The 23,646-nt window shown below is 66.4% G+C and carries 23 protein-coding genes; 16 read left to right on the top strand and 7 right to left on the bottom strand.

Annotation, left to right across the window (positions count from 1 at the left end; all coding sequences use genetic code 11):
- Positions 1–568: 568 nt before the first annotated feature.
- Together FCN77_RS24150 and FCN77_RS24145 are read left to right on the top strand one after the other, a co-directional pair.
- The gene (locus tag FCN77_RS24150) at positions 569–841 is read left to right on the top strand and encodes a hypothetical protein (RefSeq protein WP_254678733.1); all 273 of its coding nucleotides are present in this window, start codon (positions 569–571) and stop codon (positions 839–841) included.
- 342 nt (positions 842–1,183) lie between these two features.
- Positions 1,184–1,396, top strand: a complete 213-nt coding sequence (locus FCN77_RS24145) for a hypothetical protein (RefSeq protein WP_137324325.1) — start codon at positions 1,184–1,186, stop codon at positions 1,394–1,396.
- Between the two features lie 66 nt (positions 1,397–1,462).
- On the opposite strand, the gene FCN77_RS24140 is transcribed toward FCN77_RS24145, so the two are convergent.
- Positions 1,463–1,939, bottom strand: coding sequence for a MarR family winged helix-turn-helix transcriptional regulator (locus FCN77_RS24140; RefSeq protein ID WP_175417382.1), 477 nt, complete (start codon positions 1,937–1,939; stop codon positions 1,463–1,465).
- Positions 1,940–2,064: 125 nt separating this feature from the next.
- On the opposite strand from FCN77_RS24140, the gene FCN77_RS24135 reads away from it, so the two are divergent.
- The 6 genes from FCN77_RS24135 (at position 2,065) to FCN77_RS24110 (ending at position 8,809) form a co-directional block, all read left to right on the top strand.
- Complete coding sequence (locus tag FCN77_RS24135; RefSeq protein ID WP_137324324.1) at positions 2,065–3,018, top strand: SDR family NAD(P)-dependent oxidoreductase; 954 nt, start codon at positions 2,065–2,067, stop codon at positions 3,016–3,018.
- 2 nt (positions 3,019–3,020) lie between these two features.
- Positions 3,021–3,914, top strand: a complete 894-nt coding sequence (locus FCN77_RS24130; protein ID WP_137324323.1) for an amidohydrolase family protein — start codon at positions 3,021–3,023, stop codon at positions 3,912–3,914.
- A gap of 1 nt (position 3,915) precedes the next feature.
- Entirely contained in the window at positions 3,916–5,139 is a 1,224-nt protein-coding gene (locus tag FCN77_RS24125; protein ID WP_137324322.1) for an acyl-CoA dehydrogenase family protein, read from the top strand.
- A 128-nt stretch (positions 5,140–5,267) separates the two neighbouring features.
- Entirely contained in the window at positions 5,268–5,723 is a 456-nt protein-coding gene (locus FCN77_RS24120; protein ID WP_137324321.1) for a MaoC family dehydratase, read from the top strand.
- 68 nt (positions 5,724–5,791) lie between these two features.
- Positions 5,792–7,195 carry an MFS transporter gene (locus FCN77_RS24115; protein ID WP_137324320.1) on the top strand — a complete coding sequence of 468 codons (1,404 nt, stop codon included), beginning with the start codon at positions 5,792–5,794 and terminating at the stop codon, positions 7,193–7,195.
- A gap of 42 nt (positions 7,196–7,237) precedes the next feature.
- Entirely contained in the window at positions 7,238–8,809 is a 1,572-nt protein-coding gene (locus tag FCN77_RS24110) for a long-chain fatty acid--CoA ligase (protein ID WP_137324319.1), read from the top strand.
- A gap of 136 nt (positions 8,810–8,945) precedes the next feature.
- Here FCN77_RS24110 and FCN77_RS24105 read toward each other — a convergent pair whose 3' ends face one another.
- From FCN77_RS24105 to FCN77_RS24090, 4 genes are all read right to left on the bottom strand, one after another.
- Positions 8,946–9,569 (bottom strand): LysE family transporter, encoded by a 624-nt coding sequence (locus tag FCN77_RS24105; RefSeq protein ID WP_137324318.1) that lies wholly within the window; start codon positions 9,567–9,569, stop codon positions 8,946–8,948.
- Between the two features lie 47 nt (positions 9,570–9,616).
- Complete coding sequence (locus FCN77_RS24100; protein WP_137324317.1) at positions 9,617–10,168, bottom strand: dihydrofolate reductase family protein; 552 nt, start codon at positions 10,166–10,168, stop codon at positions 9,617–9,619.
- Between the two features lie 80 nt (positions 10,169–10,248).
- Positions 10,249–10,722: a hypothetical protein gene (locus FCN77_RS24095; protein WP_137324316.1), complete on the bottom strand. Its 474-nt coding sequence runs from the start codon at positions 10,720–10,722 to the stop codon at positions 10,249–10,251.
- An 89-nt stretch (positions 10,723–10,811) separates the two neighbouring features.
- Positions 10,812–11,627 carry a class I SAM-dependent methyltransferase gene (locus FCN77_RS24090; protein ID WP_137324315.1) on the bottom strand — a complete coding sequence of 272 codons (816 nt, stop codon included), beginning with the start codon at positions 11,625–11,627 and terminating at the stop codon, positions 10,812–10,814.
- Between the two features lie 125 nt (positions 11,628–11,752).
- Between FCN77_RS24090 and FCN77_RS24085 the strand changes: the two genes are divergently transcribed.
- Complete coding sequence (locus FCN77_RS24085) at positions 11,753–13,039, top strand: APC family permease (protein WP_254678732.1); 1,287 nt, start codon at positions 11,753–11,755, stop codon at positions 13,037–13,039.
- Here FCN77_RS24085 and FCN77_RS24080 read toward each other — a convergent pair.
- Positions 12,930–13,493, bottom strand: a complete 564-nt coding sequence (locus tag FCN77_RS24080; protein ID WP_137324314.1) for a MarR family winged helix-turn-helix transcriptional regulator — start codon at positions 13,491–13,493, stop codon at positions 12,930–12,932. The two genes, FCN77_RS24085 and FCN77_RS24080, sit on opposite strands and share 110 nt — an antisense overlap.
- 162 nt (positions 13,494–13,655) lie before the next feature.
- On the opposite strand from FCN77_RS24080, the gene FCN77_RS24075 reads away from it, so the two are divergent.
- Entirely contained in the window at positions 13,656–15,875 is a 2,220-nt protein-coding gene (locus FCN77_RS24075) for an efflux RND transporter permease subunit (protein ID WP_137324313.1), read from the top strand.
- Between the two features lie 22 nt (positions 15,876–15,897).
- On the opposite strand, the gene FCN77_RS24070 is transcribed toward FCN77_RS24075, so the two are convergent.
- Complete coding sequence (locus FCN77_RS24070; protein WP_137324312.1) at positions 15,898–16,827, bottom strand: NAD-dependent epimerase/dehydratase family protein; 930 nt, start codon at positions 16,825–16,827, stop codon at positions 15,898–15,900.
- 143 nt (positions 16,828–16,970) lie between these two features.
- Here FCN77_RS24070 and FCN77_RS24065 point away from each other — a divergent pair, with 143 nt between their 5' ends.
- The 6 genes from FCN77_RS24065 (at position 16,971) to FCN77_RS24040 (ending at position 23,455) form a co-directional block, all read left to right on the top strand.
- Positions 16,971–17,843, top strand: a complete 873-nt coding sequence (locus tag FCN77_RS24065; protein WP_137324311.1) for a TetR/AcrR family transcriptional regulator — start codon at positions 16,971–16,973, stop codon at positions 17,841–17,843.
- A gap of 185 nt (positions 17,844–18,028) precedes the next feature.
- The gene (locus FCN77_RS24060; protein ID WP_137324310.1) at positions 18,029–19,360 is read left to right on the top strand and encodes an extracellular solute-binding protein; all 1,332 of its coding nucleotides are present in this window, start codon (positions 18,029–18,031) and stop codon (positions 19,358–19,360) included.
- Between the two features lie 33 nt (positions 19,361–19,393).
- Positions 19,394–20,356 carry a carbohydrate ABC transporter permease gene (locus FCN77_RS24055; RefSeq protein ID WP_137324944.1) on the top strand — a complete coding sequence of 321 codons (963 nt, stop codon included), beginning with the start codon at positions 19,394–19,396 and terminating at the stop codon, positions 20,354–20,356.
- 2 nt (positions 20,357–20,358) lie between these two features.
- Positions 20,359–21,261, top strand: a complete 903-nt coding sequence (locus tag FCN77_RS24050) for a carbohydrate ABC transporter permease (RefSeq protein ID WP_137324309.1) — start codon at positions 20,359–20,361, stop codon at positions 21,259–21,261.
- A gap of 38 nt (positions 21,262–21,299) precedes the next feature.
- On the top strand, positions 21,300–22,835 hold the full coding sequence (locus FCN77_RS24045) for an alpha-N-arabinofuranosidase (protein WP_137324308.1): 1,536 nt from the start codon (positions 21,300–21,302) through the stop codon (positions 22,833–22,835).
- Between the two features lie 197 nt (positions 22,836–23,032).
- Positions 23,033–23,455, top strand: coding sequence for a hypothetical protein (locus FCN77_RS24040; RefSeq protein WP_175417381.1), 423 nt, complete (start codon positions 23,033–23,035; stop codon positions 23,453–23,455).
- Positions 23,456–23,646: the final 191 nt, after the last annotated feature.

Below are 23,646 nucleotides of genomic sequence, written 5' to 3'. Positions count from 1 at the left end.
CCCGCCACCCCGCGATCCGATCGGCTTCTGGGGCATCATGCAGGGACGGGCATCGGCGTGCCGTTGACGGCGGTCGAACCCAGGATCACGGCGGCGGTCTTCGGTTGTCCCGGGCATGAATCCCTGACCGAGGCGGCGGCACAGATCACCGTCCCGATCGAGTTTCTGCTCCAGTGGGACGACGAGCACGTCGACCGGCAATCCGGTCTCGCGTTGTTCGACGCCTTCGCCTCGAAGGAAAGACGTTGCACGCCAACGCGGGCGGGCATGGCGACGTGCCAAGATTCGAGGCCGACAGCGCGACCCGGTTCTTCGCCCGCCACCTCAGCCGGGCCGGAACGTCGCCGGCCTGACGTGACGAGCGGGGCGGGGTGTCGGCGTCCGGCACACCAGCCGGTCGCCGATACCGCTGTCACGTTGGGCAGAGCGCGGCCGGCGACGCGCAAGGGTTATTTTGGTCACGCTTTCTGCGTCCTGCCGGGATCCGGGATTCGGTGCCCCCATACTGAGAATGACGCGGTGATATCCGGCGCCAAACCAGTCAGGAGGAAGAGCATTGAACACTGTGATGACCGTAGTGACAAACGAGTATTTCCCTGCTGCGGCGGTGCTTTTTGGCGTCGTGGTTTTCTGGACCGTTGCATTCTTCGGGGGGCTGTCACTCCTGAGCACCAACCAGCCGCCGATCGCGACGCTCACCTGGCTGCTCTTCGTCTATTCCGCAGCGGTGCTCTCGCCCCTCGCGGGCCTGCTGGCCATGGTTGACCTCTTCCGCCGCTGGCTCCGGAACCGCCGCTCAGCCCGCGCCGAAGGCCGCGTGTCCGGGACCAAGTCCGCCTAGGCGAACCGGCGAAAACGGGTAGCCTCCACTCGCCCGCGGAGGGCCAGAATCTCCTAAAATTGTTATGGGGCCGGCGGCGAAAAGCCCGCTGAGACCCGGGCTGTCCCCAGTCGCCGTCGGCCCTTCCGACCGGCGCAGTTTATGTGTAGGGCAGGACTCCCGGACGGGATTCCGCGCGCCGGGTGCCTGCGGTATTCTGGCTTCGGGTTATGCAGGCAGCCTCCGGATTCTTCACTGAGGATGTCCCATGCTCGAAAAAGTCCGTCTCCCGGTTGCATCAGCCGCTGCCGCCAGACCCTCTTCGAGGGCGACTTGAACGCGCCGGGGAGCCGCGTCTCAGGCATGGCTGAGCGGCGCATCTTCAAGTCTTACGCCTCGTTGTCGGCCGTTCCGACCGGCGAGCTCCAGGCCCTGGTGGACCTCCTGAGGAACCACTCCGGCAATCCCGGGCCGAACCATGCCGGTCTGGTGAGCCCTGCGGTCGTGGCCGAGCTGGCGCGGCGGAACGGCGCCGCATGCCACGGGCGCCCGCGCCCGGACAGCCCGGCAGGCTAACCGACACCCAAGGCCCGGACAACCCGGCAGGCTAACCGACACCCCACGCCCGGACGCTCCGCGACGTTAGGCGACACCCCACAGTGCCTTGCGGAGCAGGGCCTTGAGCTGGGCCGCTTCCTCCGCGGGCAGGCCGTCGAGCACTTCCGCTTCGGCCTTTCGCGCGGCAATGCCGGCCTGCTCGAGCAGCTTTCCTCCCTTGGCGGTGGCCGTGACGGTCTTCGCCCGGCGGTCCTGCTTTCCGGGCGCCCTCAGTACGAGCCCCCGCTTCTCCAGCTCATCCACCAGGGCCACGATCTGGCTGGGATCCAAGCTGAGGAAGCCCGCCATTTCGCGCTGCGTCGGCTCCAGCCCGCTGTTTGCCAGCATGAGGATCGAGTACGAGCGTTCCTTGAGGTCGAACTCGGCCAACGCCCTGTTATTCACTACGGAACCCGTGGCATGCAGCTTGGCCAGCAGAAACCCCAGGTCCTGGCTGATGGACGCGGCAACAAGCTTGTGGGCCTGCCCGGTCCGCTGACCTCCCTGTGTCTCGATCGTCATGCCCAACTCCAATAATCGTCAAAATAAATCGTTGACATTTTCAACTATCCATATTTTCATGGATACAGAACAGCATCCCACGTCGATGGCAGGGATGCACAAGGTCAGCTAGCAAAGGAGCAGCCATGAGCCTGTCAGGCAAAGTAGCAATCGTCACCGGAAGCGGCCGGGGCCTGGGCATGGCCTACGCCCGGGAACTAGCCCGGCAGGGTGCCGCCGTCGTCATCAACGACGTCGACGCCGACGTGGCTGCGGAAGCGGTCCGGACCATCGAGGCCGACGGCGGGAAGGCAGCCGCCGTCGTCGCTCCCGTCGGAAGCACGGACGTTGCCAAGCAGCTGGTGCAGGCAGCCGTCACGGCGTTCGGGCGCCTGGACATCCTGGTCACGAACGCCGGCATCCTGCGCGACAAGAGCCTGCTGAAAATGACCGACGAGGATTTCGACGCCGTCATCAACGTCCACCTCCGCGGCACCTTCACCTGCGTCCGGGAAGCGTTCGCCTACTTCAAGGAAAACGGCATCGCCGGCCGCATCATCACCATCGGCTCGCCCACCGGGCAGCGCGGCAACTTCGGCCAGACCAACTACGCCGCGGCCAAGGCCGGGATCGTGGGCATGGTCCGCACCTGGGCGCTGGAGATGAAGAAGGCGGGCGTAACCGCCAACGCCGTCATCCCGGTGGCCGCCACGGCCATGACAAAGACCGTCCCGTACTTCCGGAAGGCGGTGGAAGCGGATGAGCGCGGCGAGGCGATGCCGGCGTTCTTCCGCCACGAACTCGGTTTTGGAACGGCCGGCGACGTCTCCGGACTGGTCGCGTTCCTCGCCTCCGATGAGGCGGCCGGCATCACCGGCCAGGTCATCGGCGCCGGCGGCGATCGGCTCCAGCTCTGGACCCATCCCGAGGCCGCAGCCACCGAATACCGCGAGGGCGGCTGGCGCTACGAGGACCTCGTGGAGAACTTCGGCCCGCTCTTCGGCGGCAAGCTGCAGGGCGTGGGCGAGGAATTCCTGCCACTGCCCGAAGACCTCCAGCCGGAAGCGCAGCCGGCCGCAGCTCCTGCGAAGGTCGGCTAGCCATGGCTGCCACCCGCTACGAGCTCGGCATCGACGCCCCGAAGCTCGACGCGATCGACATGCACGTCCACCTCGAAGTGGACGGCCACGGCCACGAGTCGCTCCCGCCGGCACTCACCGAGGCCTCGGCCAAGTACTTCAAGTCCGAGGACCGCACGCCGTCGCTGGACCGGATCGCGGAGGTCTACCGGGAACTGAACATGGCCGCCGTCGTGTTCACTGTGGACGCCCGCACCCAGCTCAAGCACGAACCGAACAGCATCGAGGACCTGATCGTCGGCGCGGCCAGGAACAACGACGTGCTGATCCCCTTCGGCAGCGTGGATCCGCGCACCGGCGCCGAGGCCATCCAGGGCGCCAAGCGCCAGGCCATCGACCTTGGCGCCCGCGGCTTCAAGTTCCACCCCAGCCTGCAGGGCTTCGACCCCTCCAACGAACAGTTCTACCCGCTCTGGGAAACCCTCCAGGAACTGGGTCTGCCGGCCATCTTCCACACCGGTCAGAACGGCATGGGCGCCGGCCTTCCCGGCGGCTACGGCATCAAGCTGGCCTACTCCAACCCGCTCCTCCTGGACGCCGTGGCCGCCGACTTCCCGGAACTGCAGATCATCATGGCCCACCCTTCCGTGCCGTGGCAGGACGAGGCCAACTCGATCGCCACCCACAAATCCAACGTGTTCATCGACCTCTCCGGCTGGTCCCCGAAGTACTTTCCGGAGTCCCTGGTCCGCATGGCCAACTCGGTCCTGCAGGACAAGGTCCTCTTCGGCACCGATTTTCCGCTGATCACGCCGCAGAAATGGCTGGGCGCCTTCGCGGACCTTCAGCTCAAGGACGAGGTCCGGCCAAAGATCCTCAAGCACAACGCGGTGCGCCTGCTCGGGCTGGACGGCTGACATGAGTGCCACTACAGCTGAGCAGACGCCTACTGCCGAAAAGACCCGGCTATACGGCGTCTGCGACTATTACGACGCCGAGTCCCTCCTCACCGGGGAAGAGCGCCGCGTGCTGGGACGGTTGCGGAGCTTCCTGGACCGCGAAGCACAGCCGCTGCTGGCCGAGTACTGGGAACGCGGGGAGTTTCCGCAGCAGCTCGCCCAGCCGCTGATCGATCTGGACCTGATGGAACCGGCAGTACTTACCGGCCCGGGCAGCAGCCCCGCCCGGGGCATCTACCAGGGCTTCCGGATCTTCGAGCTGGCCCGCACGGACGCGTCGTTGGCCACCTGGTACACCGCGCAGGCCGGGCTGTTCCGTACGGCCATCCGCGTTGGCGCCTCCGCCGAGCAGCAGGCCGAATGGATGCCCAAAGTCATCGGCTTCACGCTCAAAGGCGTCTTCTCGCTGACCGAACCGGAGTCCGGCTCGGACATCGCAGGCGGGCTCTCCACTATCGCCCGCCGGCAGGGGGACTCGTGGATCCTGGACGGTGCCAAGCGCTGGATCGGGGGAGCCGCCACGGCGGACGTCCTGGCGGTGTTCGCCCGCGACGTGGCCGACGGGCAGGTCAAGGCCTTCCTGGTGGACCGCGAGGCGGACGGCGTGACGCTGGAGAAGATCCACGGCAAGACCGCGCTGCGGATGATGCAGAACGCCCACATCACCCTGGACGGCGTCCGAGTGCCGGAATCCATGCGGCTGCACGACGTGAACTCCTTCAGGGACGTGGCCGCGATGCTCCGGGCCATGCGCTCCGACGTCGCCTGGATCGCCACGGGCATCCAGGCCGGTGCGTTCGAAGCGGCCCTCCGCTATGTGACCGAACGCCGGCAGTTCGGCCGCCAGCTGGGATCCTTCCAGCTGGTCCAGGAGAAACTGGCCCGGATGCTCGGCAACGTCACGGCCTCCCTGTCCCTGGTGGTCCGGCTGACCGAACAGCAAACCAAGGGGATCTACCGCGACCAGGACTCCGCCCTGGCCAAGATGCAGACGTCCCTGCTGATGCGGGAAACCGTGGCCCTGGCCCGCGAAGTGGTGGGCGGCAACGGCATCACGCTCGAATCCGACGTCGCGCGGTTCCACGCCGACGCCGAGGCCGTCTACTCCTACGAAGGCACGCACGAAATCAACGCGCTCATCGTGGGCCGCGCCCTCACCGGCGAAAGCGCCTTCACCCGCTGACGCCGCTAACTGAACAGCGCAAACTGCGCCGCACTGACTGAACCCGAACAACAACTGAAACCCGACGGCGGCCCCACCGCACCGCCGTCGTACTTCCGCAACTCCAAGAACCACAACAGGAGGCAAAGATGCCCAATCTCGTCGTCGACTTCGACAAACTGCTCACCCTCGCCGGCACCGACCTCGGCGTGACCGAATACCGCGAAATCACCCAGGAACAGATCAACAAGTTCGCCGACGCCACCGGCGATGACCAGTGGATCCACGTGGATCCGGAACGCGCCAAAGACGGGCCGTTCGGCGCCCCGATCGCCCACGGCTTCCTCACGCTCTCGCTCATCATCCCGTTCTGGGGAGAGCTGTTCGACGTCGACGGCGTCACCACCAAAGTGAACTACGGCCTCGACAAGGTCCGCTTCACCTCGCCGGTGAAGGTGGGATCGCGGATCCGCATGCAGGCCACCATCGCCGAAGTCACCGAGGTCAAGGGCGGCGCCCAGATCAAGGTGTCCAACACCATCCAGATCGAAGGCCAGGAACGCCCCGCCGTCGTGGCCGAATTCCTGGCCCGCTTCTACAAGTAAGCCGCTTCTACAGTTTTCCGCTCCTACAAGTAACCAACCCTTTTGTCCCTCTGTCCTAAGGAACAGCAATGTCCGGACTCACTCAGCTCCAAGCCATGGGTACTGCCGAACGCCGCAAGGAAGCGCGCACGGTCATCGCCTCCAGCTATCTGGGCAGCACCATCGAGTACTACGACTTCCTCCTCTACGCCACGGCCGCCGCGGTGGTCTTCCCCAAGGTCTTCTTCTCCGGAATGGACGACTGGGTAGGCGTGGTGGCCGCCTACGGCACCTTCGCCGCCGGCTACGTGGCACGCCCGCTGGGCGGCATCATCTTCGGCCACTTCGGCGACAGGGTGGGCCGCAAGGGAATGCTCATTGTGTCAATGCTGGTCATGGGTGTGGCCTCCACGCTCATCGGCCTGGTCCCGGGGGCCTCCGTGGTTGGCCCTTGGGGCGCCGTGATGCTGGTGATCCTCCGTGTCTTCCAGGGCATCGCCGTCGGCGGCGAGTGGGGCGGCGCCGCCCTGATGGCGCTGGAACACTCGGAGTCCGGACGGCGGGGCTTTGCGGCGTCGTTCGTGAACGCCGGCGCCCCGACCGGCGCCGTGCTGGGCACGTTCATCCTGGGCGCGTTCTCTTCCCTGCCGAACGACCAGTTCCTCGCCTGGGGCTGGCGCGTGCCGTTCCTGCTCTCCTTCGTGCTGCTGGGCGTGGGCATGTTTGTCCGCCTGAAGGTCTCCGAGAGCCCCATCTTCAAGGCGGCCCTTGAACAGGAGAAGCGGGAGCAGGAAGACGCCGAACAGGCAGAAGGAGACCAGGCCGAAGGAGACCAGGCCGAAGGCGCGCAGGGCAGCGCCGCTCCGGTGCGCCGCGAAATCCCGCTACTGCAGGTGCTCCGCCGGCCCAAGACGCTGATCTTCACCATGCTGGCCGGCGCCGCGGGGTTCGCCCTTCAGGTGGTGCTGGCAACGTTCGCTGTGACGTTCGCCGTCTCCAAGGGCGCCGACCGGCAGGGAGTGCTCTACGCCTACGCCGCCGCGTCCCTGGTCTCCATCGTCTTTGTGGTCCTGGGCGGAAGGCTCTCGGACAAGCTCGGGCGGCGGCCCGTGATGGTGGGCGGACTGCTGGTGTTCATCACCTACCTCGTGCCGATGTTCCAGCTGCTGTCCTCCAACAACATCATGCTGATCTTCGTGGCGTTCGCGGTGGGGCTCATGATCCATTCCACGCTCTTCGGGCCGCTCGCAGCGTTCGTGTCCGAGCAGTTCGGCACCACGTCCCGCTACACGGGCGCCTCGCTGGGCTACCAGCTGGCAACGCTGCTCGGTGCAGGCTTCACGCCCGGCATCGTGGCGCAGATCTTCAAGGATTCCGGTCAGAACACGGGCTCCGTGGTTTGGTACCTGGCCATCATGTCTGTGGTCTCGATCGTCTTCATTCTGCTGACCCGGGAGCCCAGGAACAACGATCTCCAGACCGTCCGGCCCTGATCCGGCCACCAGGGACTACCGTCTAATTAGAAAGGATTTGCCGTGGAAAATTTTGGCATCGGCTCGTGGCTGCAACGGCGCCGCCCGAAGTCGGGCAACAAGACAGCAATCATCGCCGGCGACCGGGAGCTCAGCTACGAGGAATTGGCGGAACGCTCCAGCCGGCTCGCCAACGCCTTCCGCGACCGCGGCGTTGCCCGCGGGGACCGGGTGGCCTACCTGGGCGAGAACGATCCGTCCTTCCTGGAGACACTCTTCGCCTGCGGCCTGGCCGGGGCCGTCTTCGTCCCCCTCAACACGCGCCTGGCTCCGCCCGAAATCCAGTTCCAGCTCCGGGACTGCGGCGCAGTCCTGCTGGTGCACGCCGACAGCCTTTCGGACCTGGCGGTCCGCGGCGGGGCGGGGACGGCGGTAGGCCGGCGGATCGCCGTCGACCGTTCCCCCGGTGACACCCGACAGGAAGGCACGACGGCGGCCGAGGACTATGAGGACGTCGTCGCGTCCGGCGCGGACGTGGCCCCGGACGAGCCGGTGGGCCTGGACGACGGCGCCATGATCCTCTACACGTCCGGAACCACCGGACATCCCAAAGGCGCCCTGCTGACACACGGAAACATCACCTGGAACTGCATGAACGTGATTGTCGATTTCGACTTCGCCTCCACGGACGTTGCCCTGATGATCTCGCCGATGTTCCACGTGGCCTCCCTGGACATGGGCGTCCTGCCCACGCTCCTCAAAGGCGGCACCGTGGTCCTGGAACCCAGGTTCGATCCGCTCCGGACCCTGCAGCTCATCGAGCACCACCGGGCCACCACCATCAGCGGTGTGCCCACCACGTACCAGATGCTCTGCGAACATCCCGCCTGGGAAGCCACGGACCTCAGCTCCCTGAACAAGCTCACCTGCGGCGGATCAGCTGTGCCGGTGCGCGTGCTGGAGGCCTACGAGAAACGCGGGCTGCGCTTCTCCAACGGCTATGGGATGACCGAGACGGCGCCGGGAGCCACCACGCTGCCGGCGGCGCGGTCCCGGGACAAGGCAGGATCGTCCGGACTTCCGCACTTCTTCACGGAGGTCCGGATAGCGGACCTGGCCAATCCTGACGCAATGCCCGCGGAACCGGGCACGGTGGGCGAGATACAGATCAAGGGCCCGAACGTCATCCACGAATACTGGAACCGTCCCGACTCGACCGCCGACTCCTACACCGGGGACGGCTGGTTCAAGTCCGGCGACATGGGCTACAAGGACGACGACGGTTTCGTGTTCATCTCGGACCGGCTCAAGGACATGATCATCTCCGGCGGCGAGAACATCTATCCGGCGGAGGTGGAGCAGGCCATCACCGAGCTCGACGCCGTCGGCAGCGTTGCGGTGATCGGTGTGCCGGACGAAAAGTGGGGTGAAGTGCCGCGGGCCGTGGTGCTCCTGCGGGAGGGCGCACAGCTGAGCGAAGAACAGCTGCGGGCCCACCTGGATGGCCGGCTGGCCCGCTACAAGATCCCCAAGTCGGTGGTGTTCGTGGACGAGATGCCCCGGACGGCCAGCGGCAAAATCCGGAAAGCGGACCTGCGGAAGCTCACGCCCGCGAACGGGCAGCTGCAGCCCTAACCAAAGCTGCAGCCCTAACCAAAGCTGCCCGAACCCGGATCCTGGCATGGATCCGGGTTCGGGCAGTCGGCGCTTTAAGCGCGAACGGGCAGTTGTGGCCTTGTTTTCGCGGGCCGCGCTAGTGGACCAACCCCCGCTAGTGGATCAGCGCCAGCAGGATGCCCACGGCCACGAAGAGCACCCCGAATGTCCGGTTGAGGACTTTCTGCCCGTGCGCGTTGTGCGTGAACCGCTGGAATGACTTGGCCGCGGCGGCAAAGAAGAACCACATGACCAGGATGTCGATGACCACCACGGTGGCCGTCAGGACCAAATACTGGGGCAGCAGCGGCTGCTCAGGCCTGATGAACTGCGGCATGAAGGCCAGGAAGAAGACGATGGCCTTGGGGTTCAGCAGGTTGACCCACAGACCGCGCCGGAACATGGAGGCGGCCGGTTCATTCCGGAGCTCGGCGGCTTTCTCCTGGTCGAGATCGGGCTTGTGCAGGAACTGCCGGATGCCCAGATAGACCAGGTAGGCAGCTCCTGCGTACCGGATCACGTTGAATGCCACAGGGGAGCTGGCCACCAGGACGCCCACGCCCAGTGCCACGATCAGGACGTGGATCACCAGCGCGGCCTGCTGGCCCAGGATTCCCCAGATGGAGCGCCGGAAACCCGAGTTCAGCGAGTTGCTCATCGTGTTGATGGCACCCGCTCCGGGAGTGAAGCTGATCAGGACGCCGGCGCCGGCCAGGGCCAGCCAAAGTGAAGGGAGCACCAATCCAGTTTAGGGGCGGCAAAGCTGCCGCAACGTCGCTGTCCGCCTTATGCTGCGCGGACACCGTAGCTGAGGATCATGTTTCCCTTGCTGGTGCGCTGGGAATCCTGCAGCTCCAGCCGCGTTACGGGGTCGCCGTCCTCGAACAGCCGCCGCCCGCTCCCCGCAATAACGGGGTGGACCATCAGCATCAGCGAGTCCAGCAGGCCCGCGAACAGCAGCTGGCGGGTCAGCGAGATGCTGGCGAAGACCGCAATCTCGCCCCCATCACCGTTCTTGAGGCCGGCCACGAACTCCTCCAGCGGGGCGTCCATAAGGCGGGAGTTCTGCCATCCGAGCTCACCCGAAAGGGTCCTCGAGGCCACGAACTTCGGCAGCTTGTTGACGAACTCGCCGAAGCTGGCGTCGTCGGCCGCGCTGGGCCAGAAACTGGCCCACTGCTCGTAGCCCACCCGGCCCAGGATCCCGGTTTCCACCCGGGTCATCATCTGATTCATCCCGGCGCCGAGTTCCTCGTCGAAACTGTCGAACTGCCACAGGTTGGGGGACTCAACCACGCCGTCCACGGAATAGAAAAGGCCTGCGGTCAATGTACGCATTGGGGTTCTCCTCGCCGGTGGTTTTCCTTCGCATCCTAGGGACAGATCGGTGGCCAGGGAATGGGCTGCAGGAAAATTCGTCAGACGCAGCAGCGCCAACAGGTGCTGACCTTCGAATTCACCCAGTGAGTCATGGTGCAGGGGAGCTCCACATGGCGCGGATATTGGTCAAAGTACGAATGCGCTCCGGCAGACATGTACCCGGTTTCGTCCTGGCCAAAATGGCCGATCATGTGGAATCCGCGATGGGCCGCCACGGTTTCCAGCTCCGCTGCCTCAAGGAGGATTGGATCGTCGCAGTGGTAGTTGTGCTCGGTCCAGATCCCGGCATGGGCGATTGCGAAATACTTCGTCCACTCGGGATCCAGCCCATCCAGAATTGCATCGTGATGGGGCTTCAGCGATCCGGCGAATTCGTCACTGACAACCTCAACGCCGTCCAGCTGCATCTCGGCATCCAGCCCTATTACGACGAGCCTGGGGAGGACCCTCCCTTGCTGGACGATAAGCGGCCGGGCCAGAATCTGGAGGTCAAAGCCTGCTTGAATAATCATTCCTTGAGGCTATTGCCGGCAGGGATCGCGACTCAGGAGTTAATTGCCCTATGTGGATATCGCACCGCTGTTTCAGCGAAGGATGAAACTCAGGCCCGCGCGATGACCTCGCCGTTGGGGATCAGGAACCAGCCGTCGTCGGTGGAGCCCCAGCGGTGCCATCCCGCAGAGATCCGGGCCAGGTCCGCCGCGTTGGCGAAGCCGTATTCCAGCGCCTGGTCCGCGAACGCCGAGTGCAGCACGCGCTCGCCCCACACCCGGGCCTGCCACCGGCGCTGCTGGCCTGTGGCGTACAGCCAGTTGCTGCTGGTGGGCGCCACGTCGGCGAACCCTGCCGCCTGGGCCCACGAAACGAGTCGGCGTCCGGCGTCGGGTTCCGCCCCGTTGCGGCGCGCGATCCGCTGGTACAGGTCCATCCATTCGTCCAGTTCCTGGATGGCCGGGTACCAGCTCATGCCGTGGAAATCGGCGTCGCGCACGGCCACGATGCCGCCCGGCTTGGCCACCCTGCGCATCTCCCGCAGCGCCTCCACCGGATCCGTCAGGTGCTGCAGCACCTGGTGGGCATGGACGACGTCGAACGTTCCGTCCTCGAAGTCGAGGTCATAGATGTTGCCCGCCACGAACTCGACGTTCTCCACGCCGCGATCGGAGGCGAGCTCGGTGGCGTGGGCGATCACGTCCGGAGAGCGGTCCAGCCCGGTCACGTGCCCCGGCGCGACGAGGCCGGCGAAGTCGCAGGTGATGCTCCCGGGCCCGCAGCCGACGTCCAGCACGGACGAGCCGCGGGTGAGGTAGGGGATCACGAACGCGGCGGAGTTCTCGGCGGTCCGCGAGGCATGGGCGCGGACCACGGACTCGTGGTGTCCATGCGTGTACACATCTTCAGGCTGCTCCGCACTCATAAGGAAACGCTACAACTCCGGAGCGGAAATGCGTGCAACGGACGGAACGAAAACAGGCAGTTTATTGTCCATGGCCGTCAGTTTCCCCGGTTCTGCGGCACCCGCCTTCGCGGTGGATTGGAAGAGTGGGAAACAACAAGGCAGGCAAGGCAGGGCTCGGGCTGTTCCGGGCAACAGGAATCTACGTGGGCGCGATCCTCGGATCCGGGGTTTTGGTCCTTCCGGCCATCGCCGCCCGGGAAGCGGGACCGGCCTCGCTCCTTGCCTGGGCCGCGCTGCTGCTGTTCTGCACGCCGGTCGCCCTCAGTTTCGCCGAAATGAGCCGCCAGGAGCCCGACGCCGGCGGGATCGCCCATTTCGTCACCCGGGCTTTCGGGCGCCGCGCCTCGGTGGTGGCGGGTTATCTGTTCTTCTTCGCCATTCCGTTCGGCGCACCCGCCACGGCCGTGATCGGCGGCACTTACATCGCCAATGCCCTTGGTGGCGGCCACGGGACCGCGCTGGTGGCCGCAGCACTGCTGCTGGCGGCCGGATTCGCGAGCAACGCCGTCGGAATCAAGCTTTCCAGCCGCATCCAGCTGATGCTGATGGTCCTGCTCGTGGCCCTGCTCGCGCTCGCCGTGGCCGTGGCCGCGCCCTATGCCAGGGCTGGGAACTTTGCACCATTCGCCCCGCACGGGCACTGGCCGGTGGGCGGAGTGGCCAGCCTGCTGTTCTTCTGCTTCGCCGGCTGGGAAGCGGTGACCCACCTGGCGGCCGAGTTCCGCAATCCTGGCCGCGACCTCAAACGCGCCACCTGGCTGACGCTCGTCGTCGTCGGCGTGGTGTACATCGGCGTCGTCGCCGCGGCGGTTGCGGTACTGGGCCCGGATTTGCCGGACAGTTCCGTCCCGGTTGCCGACCTGCTCGAAAAGGGGCTGGGGCCCCTGGCCGCCCCGCTCACCGCAGTGGCCGCAGCGGTGCTGACGTTCGGCCCGCTCAACACGTTCATTGCCGGCGCAAGCCGGCTCGGCGCCAGATTGGCGGCCGACGGCGTGCTGCCGCCGGCGATGGCGCGCGGCGGCGGTCCCGGTGAGGTGCCTGCCGCCAGCCTCGCCGCCCTGGCCGGGATGACGCTCTTGTCCTTCGGCGCGGCAATCGCCGGACTGGCCAGCATGCAGTTCCAGATCGGGGCGGCTTCGGCCTGCTTCACCGCAGTGACCGCGTTCGGCCTGGCTGCGGGAACGCGGCTGCTGCGGCCGGGTACGGCGGCCTGGTACGGCGTCATCGTGGCGGCCGCCGTGATGGTGCTGATCCTGCTTTTCAGCGGCTGGGCGCTGGCGGTTCCGGTGCTGCTGGCTGCGGCTGCGGTGTGGCTGGGCGCACGCTTCCAGCCGCGTCCTGCCCGGCCGCTTCCTGTGCTGCACGGATAGTCGCCTCGATCATCGAACCCATGAAGCGGGCGGCTATCTCGAGCTCGGCCGGGGTGAACTCCGCCATCGCCGCGCCCATCTGGCGGGCCAGCGGAAGGAACATGGCGCCGCCGTCGCGGTAGGCCTTGGGTGTCATGCGAAGCTGGACCTGCCTGCGGTCCGATCCCTGGCGCTCACGCAGCACGTGGCCGGAGTTGTGCAGCCGGTCGATCAAGGCGGTGGTGGCGGGGGAGCTGAGGTTCAGTTCCTTCCGGAGCACCCCGGGAGTGACGATCTGGTCCTTGGCCGTATGCCGCATGATCACGGCGAGCGCATTGAGGTCCGTGCGGTGCATGTGGTTCCTGCCGCCCGCCGAGTCCACGTAGCGGTTGGCTTCGAGCGTGAACTCCTGCAGCAGCCGGACCAGGCCCTGGGGCGCGGCAGGCTCGGGGCGCCCGGATGACTCCTCTGACACGGCGAACCTCCTTCTTTGCCCTGGTGAATGCTTTCGCCCCGCGGAAATTCTCTCATTGACGGATCATCCGCGACGATTTTTCGCTTGCTATTTATCTCTATAGTAGAGATAGTCTATTGTGGAATAGATTCTAGCCCTGCCCGGCGCACACCAGAAGGACACATGAAACAGAGAAATTCCGGCACCGCGCGCGTCCCGTTCTGGCTGCGCTGGCTGGTCCCCGTGCTGCTCGTCGTCACCTGGCTGGCCATCGCCGGCGTTGGCGGCCCCACCTTCGGCCGGTTGGATGAAGTGTCGTCCAACGACCAGGCATCGTTCCTTCCCGCCGGCGCGGAAGCCACGGAGGCCCAGGGCTGGGAGGCCAGGTTCAGGGACTCGGACGAGATCCCCGCCGTCATCGTGGTCGAAAACGATTCCGCGTTCACCCCCGCGCAGCTGGGCGAGGCCGCGGTCCTCAAGGCCAAACTCGCAAGCCTGCAGGCCGGTAGCGCAGTGATCGGCCCTATCCCGTCGGAAGACGGCCGGGCGGTGCAGTTCGTGGTGCCCATCCCGTCCGCGGGGGAGGTTAAAGAGATCGTCCGGGAACTCCGGGATGAAGTGACGGCTTCCGCGCCGGCAGGAATGCAGACGTTCGTGACGGGGCCGGCGGGCCTGGCGGCGGACCTGGTGAGCGCCTTCGCCGGGATTGACGGCATCCTGCTGCTGGTGGCCCTCGCCGCCGTGTTCGTTATCCTGCTGATTGTCTACCGGTCGTTGCTGCTGCCCATCGCGGTGCTTTTCACATCGGTGTTCGCGCTCTGCGCCGCCATCCTGCTGGTGTTCGGGATGGCGAAGCTGGGCTGGATCCAGCTCAACGGCCAAAGCCAGGGCATCCTGTCCATCCTGGTGATCGGTGCGGCCACGGACTACGCGCTGCTCTTCGTGGCCAGGTTCCGTGAAGCCCTGACCCACACCACCAACCGCACCGCCGCCGTGCTCACGGCCTGGAAGGCCTCCTTCGAGCCCATCCTCGCCTCGGGCGCCACCGTGATCATTGCCCTGCTCTGCCTGCTGTTCTCCGACCTCAACTCCAACAAGGCGCTAGGCCCGGTGGCGGCTGCCGGCATCCTTTGTTCTCTCTTTGCGGCCCTGACGCTGCTTCCGGCCATGATGGCATTGCTGGGCCGCGCCGCCTTCTGGCCGTTCCGGCCAAAACTGGTGCCCGAAACCGAGCGTGAACCGCAGCTGGTCACCGGGCTCGAAGGACAGAAGGGGCTGTGGCGTGCCACTGGCTCGCTGGTCTCCCGCCGGCCGCGGACCGTATGGGTCGCCTCCGTGCTGCTGCTCCTGGCGGCTTCCGCCGGCATCCTGCAGCTCAAGGCCAACGGTGTGCCGCAGACCGACGTCATCCTGACCGCTTCCAACGCGGTGGACGGCCAGGACGCCCTGGCCCGCCACTTCGACGCCGGCTCCGGCAGCCCCGTGGTGATCGTCGCCGACCAGGCCGCGGCCGACCGCGTGCTGGACAAGGTCAAGGCGACCGACGGCATCGGCGGGGCCTACCTGCTCTCCGACGGCGGTGTGCCCATCATCAGCGGTGCAGCGGCCGCGCCCGGCGCACCCACGGCGCCCGGTGTCCGGGACGGCAAGGTGCTGATCAACGCCATCCTCGACTATGCGGCCGACTCCACTGATGCCGAAAACGTTGTGGTGAAGCTCCGCGAGAGCGTCAAAACGGCCGATGAAGGTTCGCTGGTGGGCGGCGTGACGGCCACGGCACTGGACACCAACACCACGGCCCAGCGGGACCTCGTGACCATCATCCCCGTGGTCCTGGCCGTCATCCTGGTCATCCTCATGCTGCTGCTGCGCTCCGTGCTGGCGCCCGTCCTGCTGGTGGCCTCTGTGGTCCTGTCCTACGCCGCCGCCATGGGCGTTTCAGCGCTGGTGTTCAACAACATCTTCGGATTCCCGGGAGCCGACGCCACGGTGCCGCTCTTCGGCTTCGTGTTTCTCGTGGCCCTCGGCGTGGACTACAACATCTTCCTGATGAGCCGGGTCCGCGAGGAGTCCCTCAAACACGGCACCAGGCCGGGGCTCCTGCGGGGCCTGGGCGTGACGGGCGGCGTGATCACGTCCGCCGGCGTGGTCCTCGCCGCAACCTTCGCGGCGCTGGGCGTCATCCCCATCATGTTCCTGGTCCAGCTCGCCTTCATCGTCGCCTTCGGGGTGCTGCTGGACACCGTGCTGGTCCGCTCGCTGCTGGTTCCGGCGCTGTCCTACGACCTTGGCCGGCGCATCTGGTGGCCCGGAAAGCTCAGCAAGCCTGAGCCCGATTCGGTTGCGCGGCGGGACACCGCGGACCGCCCGGAGTCTGACCTGGAGGGCGTTGCCCGCCGGTAGGCCGGGCCCGCAGTCCGGAGCCTCAATCCTGCGCCCGCCACCATGCCACCGTGGCCGCCGCCGCCTCCGGGAGCGGCGTCGGACGGAGTCCCAGAGCGGCCTCGCTGGCCTGCGAGGCCATCACGAACGGCCGCTCGAACTGGTACAGCATCTCGGCAACCTCCCGCATTCCTGGGGCGAACAGCCCCATTATCCGCAGCAACCAGCCGGGTATGGCGCCAACCTGGGGCGTAGGCACGCCGCCGGCCGCTGCGAAGGCCTCCGCGAGCTGCCGCTGCGTCACGGCAGGACCCGTGGGCGCGTGCCATACCCGGTTCCACAGGGCCGGCGTCTGTGCGGCGCGGATCATGGCCGCGGCCAGGTCCGGCACGTAGGTGAAGGAATGCGGCTGGGCGGCGCTGCCGATCACCAGCAGCCGTTTCCCGGCCAGGAGCGCGGGCACGATCCTTTCGCCGGCATGCGAGGTCCGCACCCGGGGGCCGAAGAAATCGCCCGCCACGACGCTGACGGTGTTGGTGGGGGAGGCTACACGGGCCTTCAGCAGCTCCGTGCGGACGCCGCGCTTGCCGCCCTGCGCCTCCCGCGGGCTGTCCTCCGCCATCACGGCGTCCGGCCGGCTGTATGAATACAGGCTTTCAGGAAATACGACGACGGCGCCCGCCGCGCCGGCCGCCGCAAGGACAGCGTCCTCGGCCTTGGGAAGTTCCCGCTGCCAGGCATCCGCGGCATAGGCGGAGCCGTGGATGCAGTGGAAGACAGCCGATGCACCGCTGAACGCCCGGCCGAGGAGCGTTGGGTTGGAGACGTCCACCTGCATCCTGTCAATCAGTGGGTGTTCGGGGCCGCTGCCCGAGCGGGTGAGGAGCCGCACGCGCTTTCCCTGGGCTGCGAGTTGCTCCGCGACGGTCCAGCCGACAGGGCCGGCTCCGGTGACCACATACAGTTCGGACATTGGGTTCTCTTTCCTCGGCATCAGTATGCGCTACATGGGCGAGAGCGGTGCTCTCAGAAGCAAGAATGATCGTCCGGAAATGAATTGTCAAGAGCACTGTTCTCCTTTGTTGACAGTGCTCTGAAATGTGCGATGCTGGGCTCATGCCAGCCGACGATGCACCCGCACCCGCACCCGCACCCGCACCCGCACCCGCACCCGCACCCGCACCCGCACCCGCACCCAGCGGCGGGACCTCGGCGCCGACACCGACCCCGACCCTGACGTCGGCGCTCCGCACCCCGCGCCAGCGTGCCAGGGCGCAGACTGTTGCCGACATTGTCCGGCTGGGCCGGGAACACCTGGCGGTCCACGGCGCCGCGGCGCTCTCGCTGCGTGCTGTCGCCCGGGACCTGGGCGTGGTGTCCTCGGCCGTGTACCGCTACGTGGAAAACCGGGATGAGCTGCTGACGCTCCTGCTCATCGACGCCTATGGCGAGCTGGGCGATGAGGTGGATGCCGCCGTCGGGCGCTTGCCGGAAGGGGACTTCACCGGGCGCTTCCTGGCGCTGGGGCGGGCCGCCCGCGGCTGGGCGGTCCGCGAGCCCGCCCGCTACGCCCTCCTCTTCGGCAGTCCCGTGCCCGGCTACCGGGCCCCTGCGGAGCGCACCACAGCGCCCGGGACCAGGGTGGTCTACAGCCTGATGGCAATTTTCGACGCCGGCTGGCGTGCCGGCGCCCTGCATGAGACGTCCCTGCGCCACAAGTCTCGCCGCCGCAACTCCCCGGATGATGGCTCCGCGCCTGCCGCCGCGATTCCGCCTGCCCTGGCGGCGGACCTGGGGTCGATCCGGGCGGAGCTCGGGCTGGCGGTTCCGGACGCGCTGCTTGCCCGCGGGGCACTCGTCTGGACCTCGCTTTTCGGCGCCGTCAGCTTCGAAGTCTTTGGCCAGTACGGCGAGGGCACCTTCGCGGCCAGGGATGAACTGTTCGAGCATCACCTGCAAGTAATGGCCGGTGTGGCCGGACTCGTCTGACTCCCGCCACATCAGCCAGTGGCGTAATAACCCTCAATTTGTGAACGCTAACAAAAATGTCTTGTAACTCAATTTACAACGATATAAAGTGTGGTTCAGCCCACAGCCGTCAGGGGCGGCCCGCGGGCCGCCAGCAGCCGAACGGTGGGCAATTCTTTCCAACGGCTACGTCCAAAGGAGTGACGGTGAAGCAAGTTGATTCACGACCGATGCAATTGAGCCGCAGGCAATTGCTGCTCGGGGGCGGTGTGCTCGCAGGCAGCCTTGCCCTCGGAGCAAGCGTGACCGGCTGCGGAGGTGCGGCCCAGGCGGCGGGGAACGATCTTCGGTTTTGGCACCTGCTCTCCGGCGGTGACGGCATCAAGATGCAGTCCATGATTGACCGGGCGAACGCAGCCCATCCGGAATTCACCGTGAAGCCCACGGTGCTCGCCTGGGGTCCGCCGTACTACACCAAACTGGCCATGGCATCTGCAGGCGGCCGTCCGCCGGAGGTGGCGATCATGCACGCCGCGAGGGTGCCCGGCTACGCCCCGGGCGGCCTGCTGGACGCATGGGACCTGGGGCTCCTGGCCGAGTACGGCGTCCGGCCCGAAGATTTCACCGCGCGCATCTGGCAGAAGAGCCAGCTGGACGGGAAAGTCTTCTCCATCGCGCTGGACTCGCATCCGTTCATCCTGCTCTACAACACCGAGGTGGCCGGCAAGGCGGGAGTCCTGGGCGCCAACGGACAGCTCACCGGCATCTCGTCCCCCTCGCAGTTCCTGGAGGTGGCGCGGGAACTGCAGCGCGTGACCGGGAAGCACGGACTCTCCTACGGCTTCCTCGGGGACGGCGCCCAGATGTGGCGGATGTTCTACACGTTCTACAAACAGCACGGTGCGGACATGGTGCTGGAACCGGGCAAGCCGGCGCAGGTGGACCGGGACGTCGCCATCGACTGCCTCGAATTCATCAAATCCATGCTGGACGACACGATTGCCACCAAGAGCGGCGACGGCGGAACCGCCATTGCCGAGTTCGCCGGCCAGGGCTCGGGAATGCTGTTCACCGGAGTCTGGGAGCTGCCCACCATGAAGGCTGCCGGCGTGCCGCTCGATGCGACAACCATTCCCACGCTCTTCGGCACTCCCGCCGCGTTCGCCGATTCGCATGCGTTCGTCCTGCCACACCAGGCCAAGACAGACGAGACGAAGCGGCGGGATGTCTACAAGTTCGTGGCCTCAATGCTCCAGGGCTCGCTCGAATGGGCGGAGGCCGGGCACATCCCGGCATACCAGCCGGTGGTGCGGTCCAAGGAATACGCAGCCCTGTTTCCCCAGGCCCACTACGCCCACGCGGCGGACATCATCAACTACGACCCCCAGGCCTGGTTCACCGGATCGGGCTCCGACTTCCAGAAGTACTTTGCCGAGAACGTCCAGAACGTCTTCCTGGGCAGGATCAAGTCCGCAGAGGGATGGGACGCGTTCATCGCCCGGATCGATGCCCTCCTTGCCAAACCGAACCCCGTCTGACCAGCCCTTTGTGACAAAGGAGTCCACATGACCATGCCCCGCCTGGCCGCGCCGCAAAGGCGCCAGCCCCGCACCGTTCCGGGTATTTCCGCACCGGGCAATCCAGTCCCGCACCGTTCCGCCCCGCGCCGCAGGCTGCGCGAAAACTGGCAGGGCTGGGCCTTCATGGCCCCGTTCCTGGCTTTCTTCCTGATGTTCCTCGTCTGGCCGATGATGTCCGGCGCCTACATGAGCCTGACCGGCAAATCGCTGACCGGTGCCAATGACACCTTCATCGGCCTTGCCAACTACGGCGAAGCCTTCGCCGACCCCGACATGTGGCGGTCCCTCGGGAACACCCTCTACTTCACGCTGATCAGCACTGTCCCGCTCGTGGTCGTCGCCCTTGCCCTCGCGGCCCTGGTGAACATGGGCCTGCCGGCGCAGTGGCTGTGGCGGCTCTCCTTCTTCTCGCCGTTCCTGCTTGCCTCCACAGTGGTCTCGCTCTTCTTCGCCTGGATGTACAACCCGGAACTGGGCCTGTTCAACGACATCCTGATGAAGCTGGGACTTCCGCCGGTCGCCTGGCTGAACGATCCCTCCGTGGCCATGTGGGCAATCGTCATCGCCACCGTCTGGTGGACGGTGGGCTTCAACTTCCTGTTGTACCTGGCCGCGCTGCAGAACATCCCGCAGCAGCACTACGAGGCGGCATCGCTCGACGGCGCCGGCGGCTGGCGGCAGTTCTTCTCCATCACGCTCCCGCAGCTGGGCCCCACCACGGTGATGATCGTGATCCTCCAGGTCCTCGCCTCGCTGAAGGTGTTCGACCAGATCTACCAGATGACCGGCGGCGGACCCGGCGGAACAACCCGCCCCGTGGTGCAGTACATCTTCGAAGCCGGATTCACCGGTTACCGGCTGGGGTACTCGGCCGCCATTTCCTACATCTTCTTCGGGCTGATCCTGCTGATCTCGCTCGCGCAGCTGTTCATCACCCGGAAAAGGAGCGCATAGCCATGGCAACCCAAACACTTCCCCGGCCGGCAGTACAGGCCGGAACCGCCGTCGCCGGCCGCACTTCCGGCCGGCGCAGGAAAATGCCGCTGTCCCGCGTGGTGGCCACCGCCATCGTCGCGGTCCTCGCCGTCGCGTGGCTGGTGCCTTTCGCCTGGGCGGCCGTCACGGCCCTCAAGACCGAAACCGAAGCCGCCGCCACCCCCATTTCCTGGCTGCCGGCGTCGGGCTTCACCCTGGACGCCTTCGCGAAGGTGCTGGGCAGCGGCAACATCCCCACCTGGACGTTCAACTCCCTCTTCACCTCCGTGGCCATCACGGCCATCACGCTGGTGATTTCCGCGTCCGCCGCGTACGCCATCTCGCGGATCGACTTCCGTGGCAAGAACGTGATGATGGGGGTCATCGTGGCGTCCATCATCATTCCGCCGCCGGTCCTGATCATCCCGCTGTTCCAGCAGATGCAGTCCCTGAACCTGATCGACACCTACTGGGCGCTGATCCTGCCCCAGGTGATCCACCCACCCATGGTGTTCGTGCTGAAGAAGTTCTTCGACCAGATTCCGCGGGAACTCGAAGAAGCGGCGCTGATGGACGGAGCCGGCAGGCTGCGGATTTTCACCACCATTGTGCTGCCCCTGTCCCGGCCCATCCTGGCCGCTGTGGCGATCTTCGTGTTCATCGGAGCCTGGAACAACTTCCTGTGGCCGTTCATCGCCACCAACGAGAACTCCCTGCTGACCCTTCCGGTGGGACTGCAGACCATCAAGAGCGCCTACGGCATCCAGTACGCCCAGAACATGGCGTCCGCGCTGCTGGCGGCACTGCCGCTGATCGTCGTTTTCCTCTTCTTCCAGCGGCAGATCATCAAGGGCGTGGCCACCACCGGCCTCGCCGGCACCTGAGCCGGAACCCCGCAAACCACACCTAGGACAGGAACAAAATGTCCCGCGCACGAATCACCATTGACCGCGACTTCACCGTAGCCGAGGTTCCCCGCCGGATCTTCGGATCCTTTGTTGAGCACATGGGACGCTGTGTCTACACCGGCATTTACGAACCGGGCCATCCCCGGGCGGACGAGCGCGGCTTCCGCCGCGATGTCATGGACCTCGTCAAGGAGCTCGGCGCCACCGTGGTGCGGTATCCCGGCGGAAACTTCGTGTCCGGCTACAACTGGGAGGACGGCGTCGGGCCGGTGGCCGACCGGCCGCGCCGGCTGGATGGCGCCTGGCACACGCTGGAAACGAACGCCTTCGGCCTGCACGAATTCGTGGACTGGTCCCGCGAAGCCGGGGTGGAGGTCATGGAAGCCGTGAACCTGGGCAGCCGGGGCGTCGATGCGGCCCGCGAGCTGGTGGAATACGCCAACATTCCCTCCGGCACGCGGCTGTCCGACCTGCGCCGCAAGAATGGCCACGAGGATCCGTTCAACATCAAGCTGTGGTGCCTCGGCAACGAGATGGACGGCCCCTGGCAGATCGGCCACAAGACGGCCGAGGAGTACGGCCGGCTGGCGCAGGAAGCGGCGAAAGCCATGCGCTTCGTGGATCCGGACATTGAACTGGTGGCCTGCGGCAGCTCCAACTCGGGCATGCCCACCTTCGGCGCGTGGGAGCAGACCGTCCTGACCCACACCTACGAACAGGTGGACTATGTCTCGCTGCACGCCTACTACCAGGAGCACGACGGCGACGCCGGAAGCTTCCTGGCCAGCGCCGTGGACATGGACTACTTCATCGAATCCGTGATCGCCACGGCGGACGCCGTCCGGGCCAAGGGCAAGCACAAGAAGCACATCAACCTCTCGTTCGACGAATGGAACGTCTGGTACACCCGCCCCGGCGACGCCGACAGCCCCGAGGAAGTGGGCAAGCACGGCTGGCGCGAGCACCCCCGCGTCATCGAGGACAAGTACAACGTGACCGACGCCGTTGTAGTGGGGACCTTCCTCAACTCCCTCCTGCGGCACGGCGACCGCGTCAAGATCGCCAACCAGGCGCAGCTGGTCAACGTGATCGCCCCCATTCTCAGCGAGGAAAACGGGCCGGCCTGGAAGCAGACCATCTTCCATCCCTTCGCCCGCATGGCCGAGCTGGCACACGGCCAGGTCCTCCGGCTGGCGGTGGATTCGGACAAATACAGCAACGCGAAGTTCGGCGACACAGACCTCGTGGACGTCAGCGCCACCTGGAACGAGGAAACCGGGCGCATGGCGCTGTTCCTTGCCAACCGCGGGCTGGAGGAGGCTGCCGGCGTCGAAGTGGTCCTCCGCGGCTTTGACGCCCGGCAGGTCATCCGGGCCGACGTACTGCGGGTTCCCGACGGCGCGGACCGCTTCCTCATCAACACGCAGGAGAACCCCGACGCTGTCGGCCTCACCCCGCTGGAGGGCGTCAAGGCCGCCGGCGGAGAGGTCCGCGCGACACTGCCTGCCCTGTCCTGGACGGCCATCGAGCTGGAGGTCGTGCGCAGTTGAGATAACGGACAGAGGTAACGGACTGAGCAGTGACGGACGACGGCGGGCGGCACGTTTTCGTGGCCGCCCGCCGCCCGTTTGCGGGCCGGAGACCGGGCCGGGACCAGTGCCGTGCGCCCCTATTGGAGCGCCGGAAGGATGGATAGAATGCCCGTGCGCCCGTCCGGGCGTCCGATTCTTCCAGGAGGGATCCGTCAGTGTCAGAGAACAGCGAATTTGAACCAGAAAAGCTCCCCGCCGATGACCGGGATGCGATCGTTGAAGGTGAGCCCGGCCAGTACGTCGACGGCGACTACGGCAGCGCAGGCATCGCGGGCGAGGAAACGGCAGCCGCCGCAGAAAGCGATTATCCGGATGGCAGCTACGGCGCCGCCGGCGACGTCGTGGAGGAAACGGCCGGCGCCGTGGAAGGCGAATACGAGTCCGGCGACTACGGCAACGCCGGGACTGTGGGCGAGAACCTCGTCACGGCCGATGACGCGGAATACTCCGACGGCGATTACGGCGCGGCGGGAACCACAGGCGAGCGTGCGGAACACCGGCTCGTCGATGACGAGGCGGACGTGACGCCGGAAAACGACGCCGAGGACGGCACGGACACCGCGGCACCGCGCGACTGAGGGCCGGACTGGTACTGGGCCGACCGCAACTGGGCAGTTCGCGACGGGGCTTTCGGTGACTGTGCGAAGGAGGCGGCCGGGCTGATGGAGCCGGCCGCCTTTTGCCTGCCCGGGGCCCGTTCACGCACAGCGAAACCGGACCGCGGCCGCCGTCGTACTGGCTGAAAACCGTGGAATCCCGGCTTTTTGGC

It is taken from the genome of Arthrobacter sp. 24S4-2 (assembly GCF_005280255.1).
GTDB lineage: Bacteria > Actinomycetota > Actinomycetes > Actinomycetales > Micrococcaceae > Arthrobacter.
Note: the sequence above shows the minus strand (reverse complement) of the source record. Positions and strands in the feature narration are given on the sequence as shown.

Coding starts and splice junctions, on each gene's coding strand:
- FCN77_RS24050 (WP_137324309.1), top strand. CDS start 20,359: ATGGCAACCCAAACACTTCCCCGGCCGGCAGTACAGGCCGGAACCGCC.
- FCN77_RS24130 (WP_137324323.1), top strand. CDS start 3,021: ATGGCTGCCACCCGCTACGAGCTCGGCATCGACGCCCCGAAGCTCGAC.
- FCN77_RS24150 (WP_254678733.1), top strand. CDS start 569: ATGACCGTAGTGACAAACGAGTATTTCCCTGCTGCGGCGGTGCTTTTT.
- FCN77_RS24100 (WP_137324317.1), bottom strand. CDS start 10,168: ATGCGTACATTGACCGCAGGCCTTTTCTATTCCGTGGACGGCGTGGTT.
- FCN77_RS24145 (WP_137324325.1), top strand. CDS start 1,184: ATGGCTGAGCGGCGCATCTTCAAGTCTTACGCCTCGTTGTCGGCCGTT.
- FCN77_RS24090 (WP_137324315.1), bottom strand. CDS start 11,627: ATGAGTGCGGAGCAGCCTGAAGATGTGTACACGCATGGACACCACGAG.
- FCN77_RS24065 (WP_137324311.1), top strand. CDS start 16,971: ATGCCAGCCGACGATGCACCCGCACCCGCACCCGCACCCGCACCCGCA.
- FCN77_RS24115 (WP_137324320.1), top strand. CDS start 5,792: ATGTCCGGACTCACTCAGCTCCAAGCCATGGGTACTGCCGAACGCCGC.
- FCN77_RS24095 (WP_137324316.1), bottom strand. CDS start 10,722: ATGATTATTCAAGCAGGCTTTGACCTCCAGATTCTGGCCCGGCCGCTT.
- FCN77_RS24135 (WP_137324324.1), top strand. CDS start 2,065: ATGAGCCTGTCAGGCAAAGTAGCAATCGTCACCGGAAGCGGCCGGGGC.
- FCN77_RS24075 (WP_137324313.1), top strand. CDS start 13,656: ATGAAACAGAGAAATTCCGGCACCGCGCGCGTCCCGTTCTGGCTGCGC.
- FCN77_RS24070 (WP_137324312.1), bottom strand. CDS start 16,827: ATGTCCGAACTGTATGTGGTCACCGGAGCCGGCCCTGTCGGCTGGACC.
- FCN77_RS24140 (WP_175417382.1), bottom strand. CDS start 1,939: ATGACGATCGAGACACAGGGAGGTCAGCGGACCGGGCAGGCCCACAAG.
- FCN77_RS24120 (WP_137324321.1), top strand. CDS start 5,268: ATGCCCAATCTCGTCGTCGACTTCGACAAACTGCTCACCCTCGCCGGC.
- FCN77_RS24045 (WP_137324308.1), top strand. CDS start 21,300: ATGTCCCGCGCACGAATCACCATTGACCGCGACTTCACCGTAGCCGAG.
- FCN77_RS24125 (WP_137324322.1), top strand. CDS start 3,916: ATGAGTGCCACTACAGCTGAGCAGACGCCTACTGCCGAAAAGACCCGG.
- FCN77_RS24055 (WP_137324944.1), top strand. CDS start 19,394: ATGCCCCGCCTGGCCGCGCCGCAAAGGCGCCAGCCCCGCACCGTTCCG.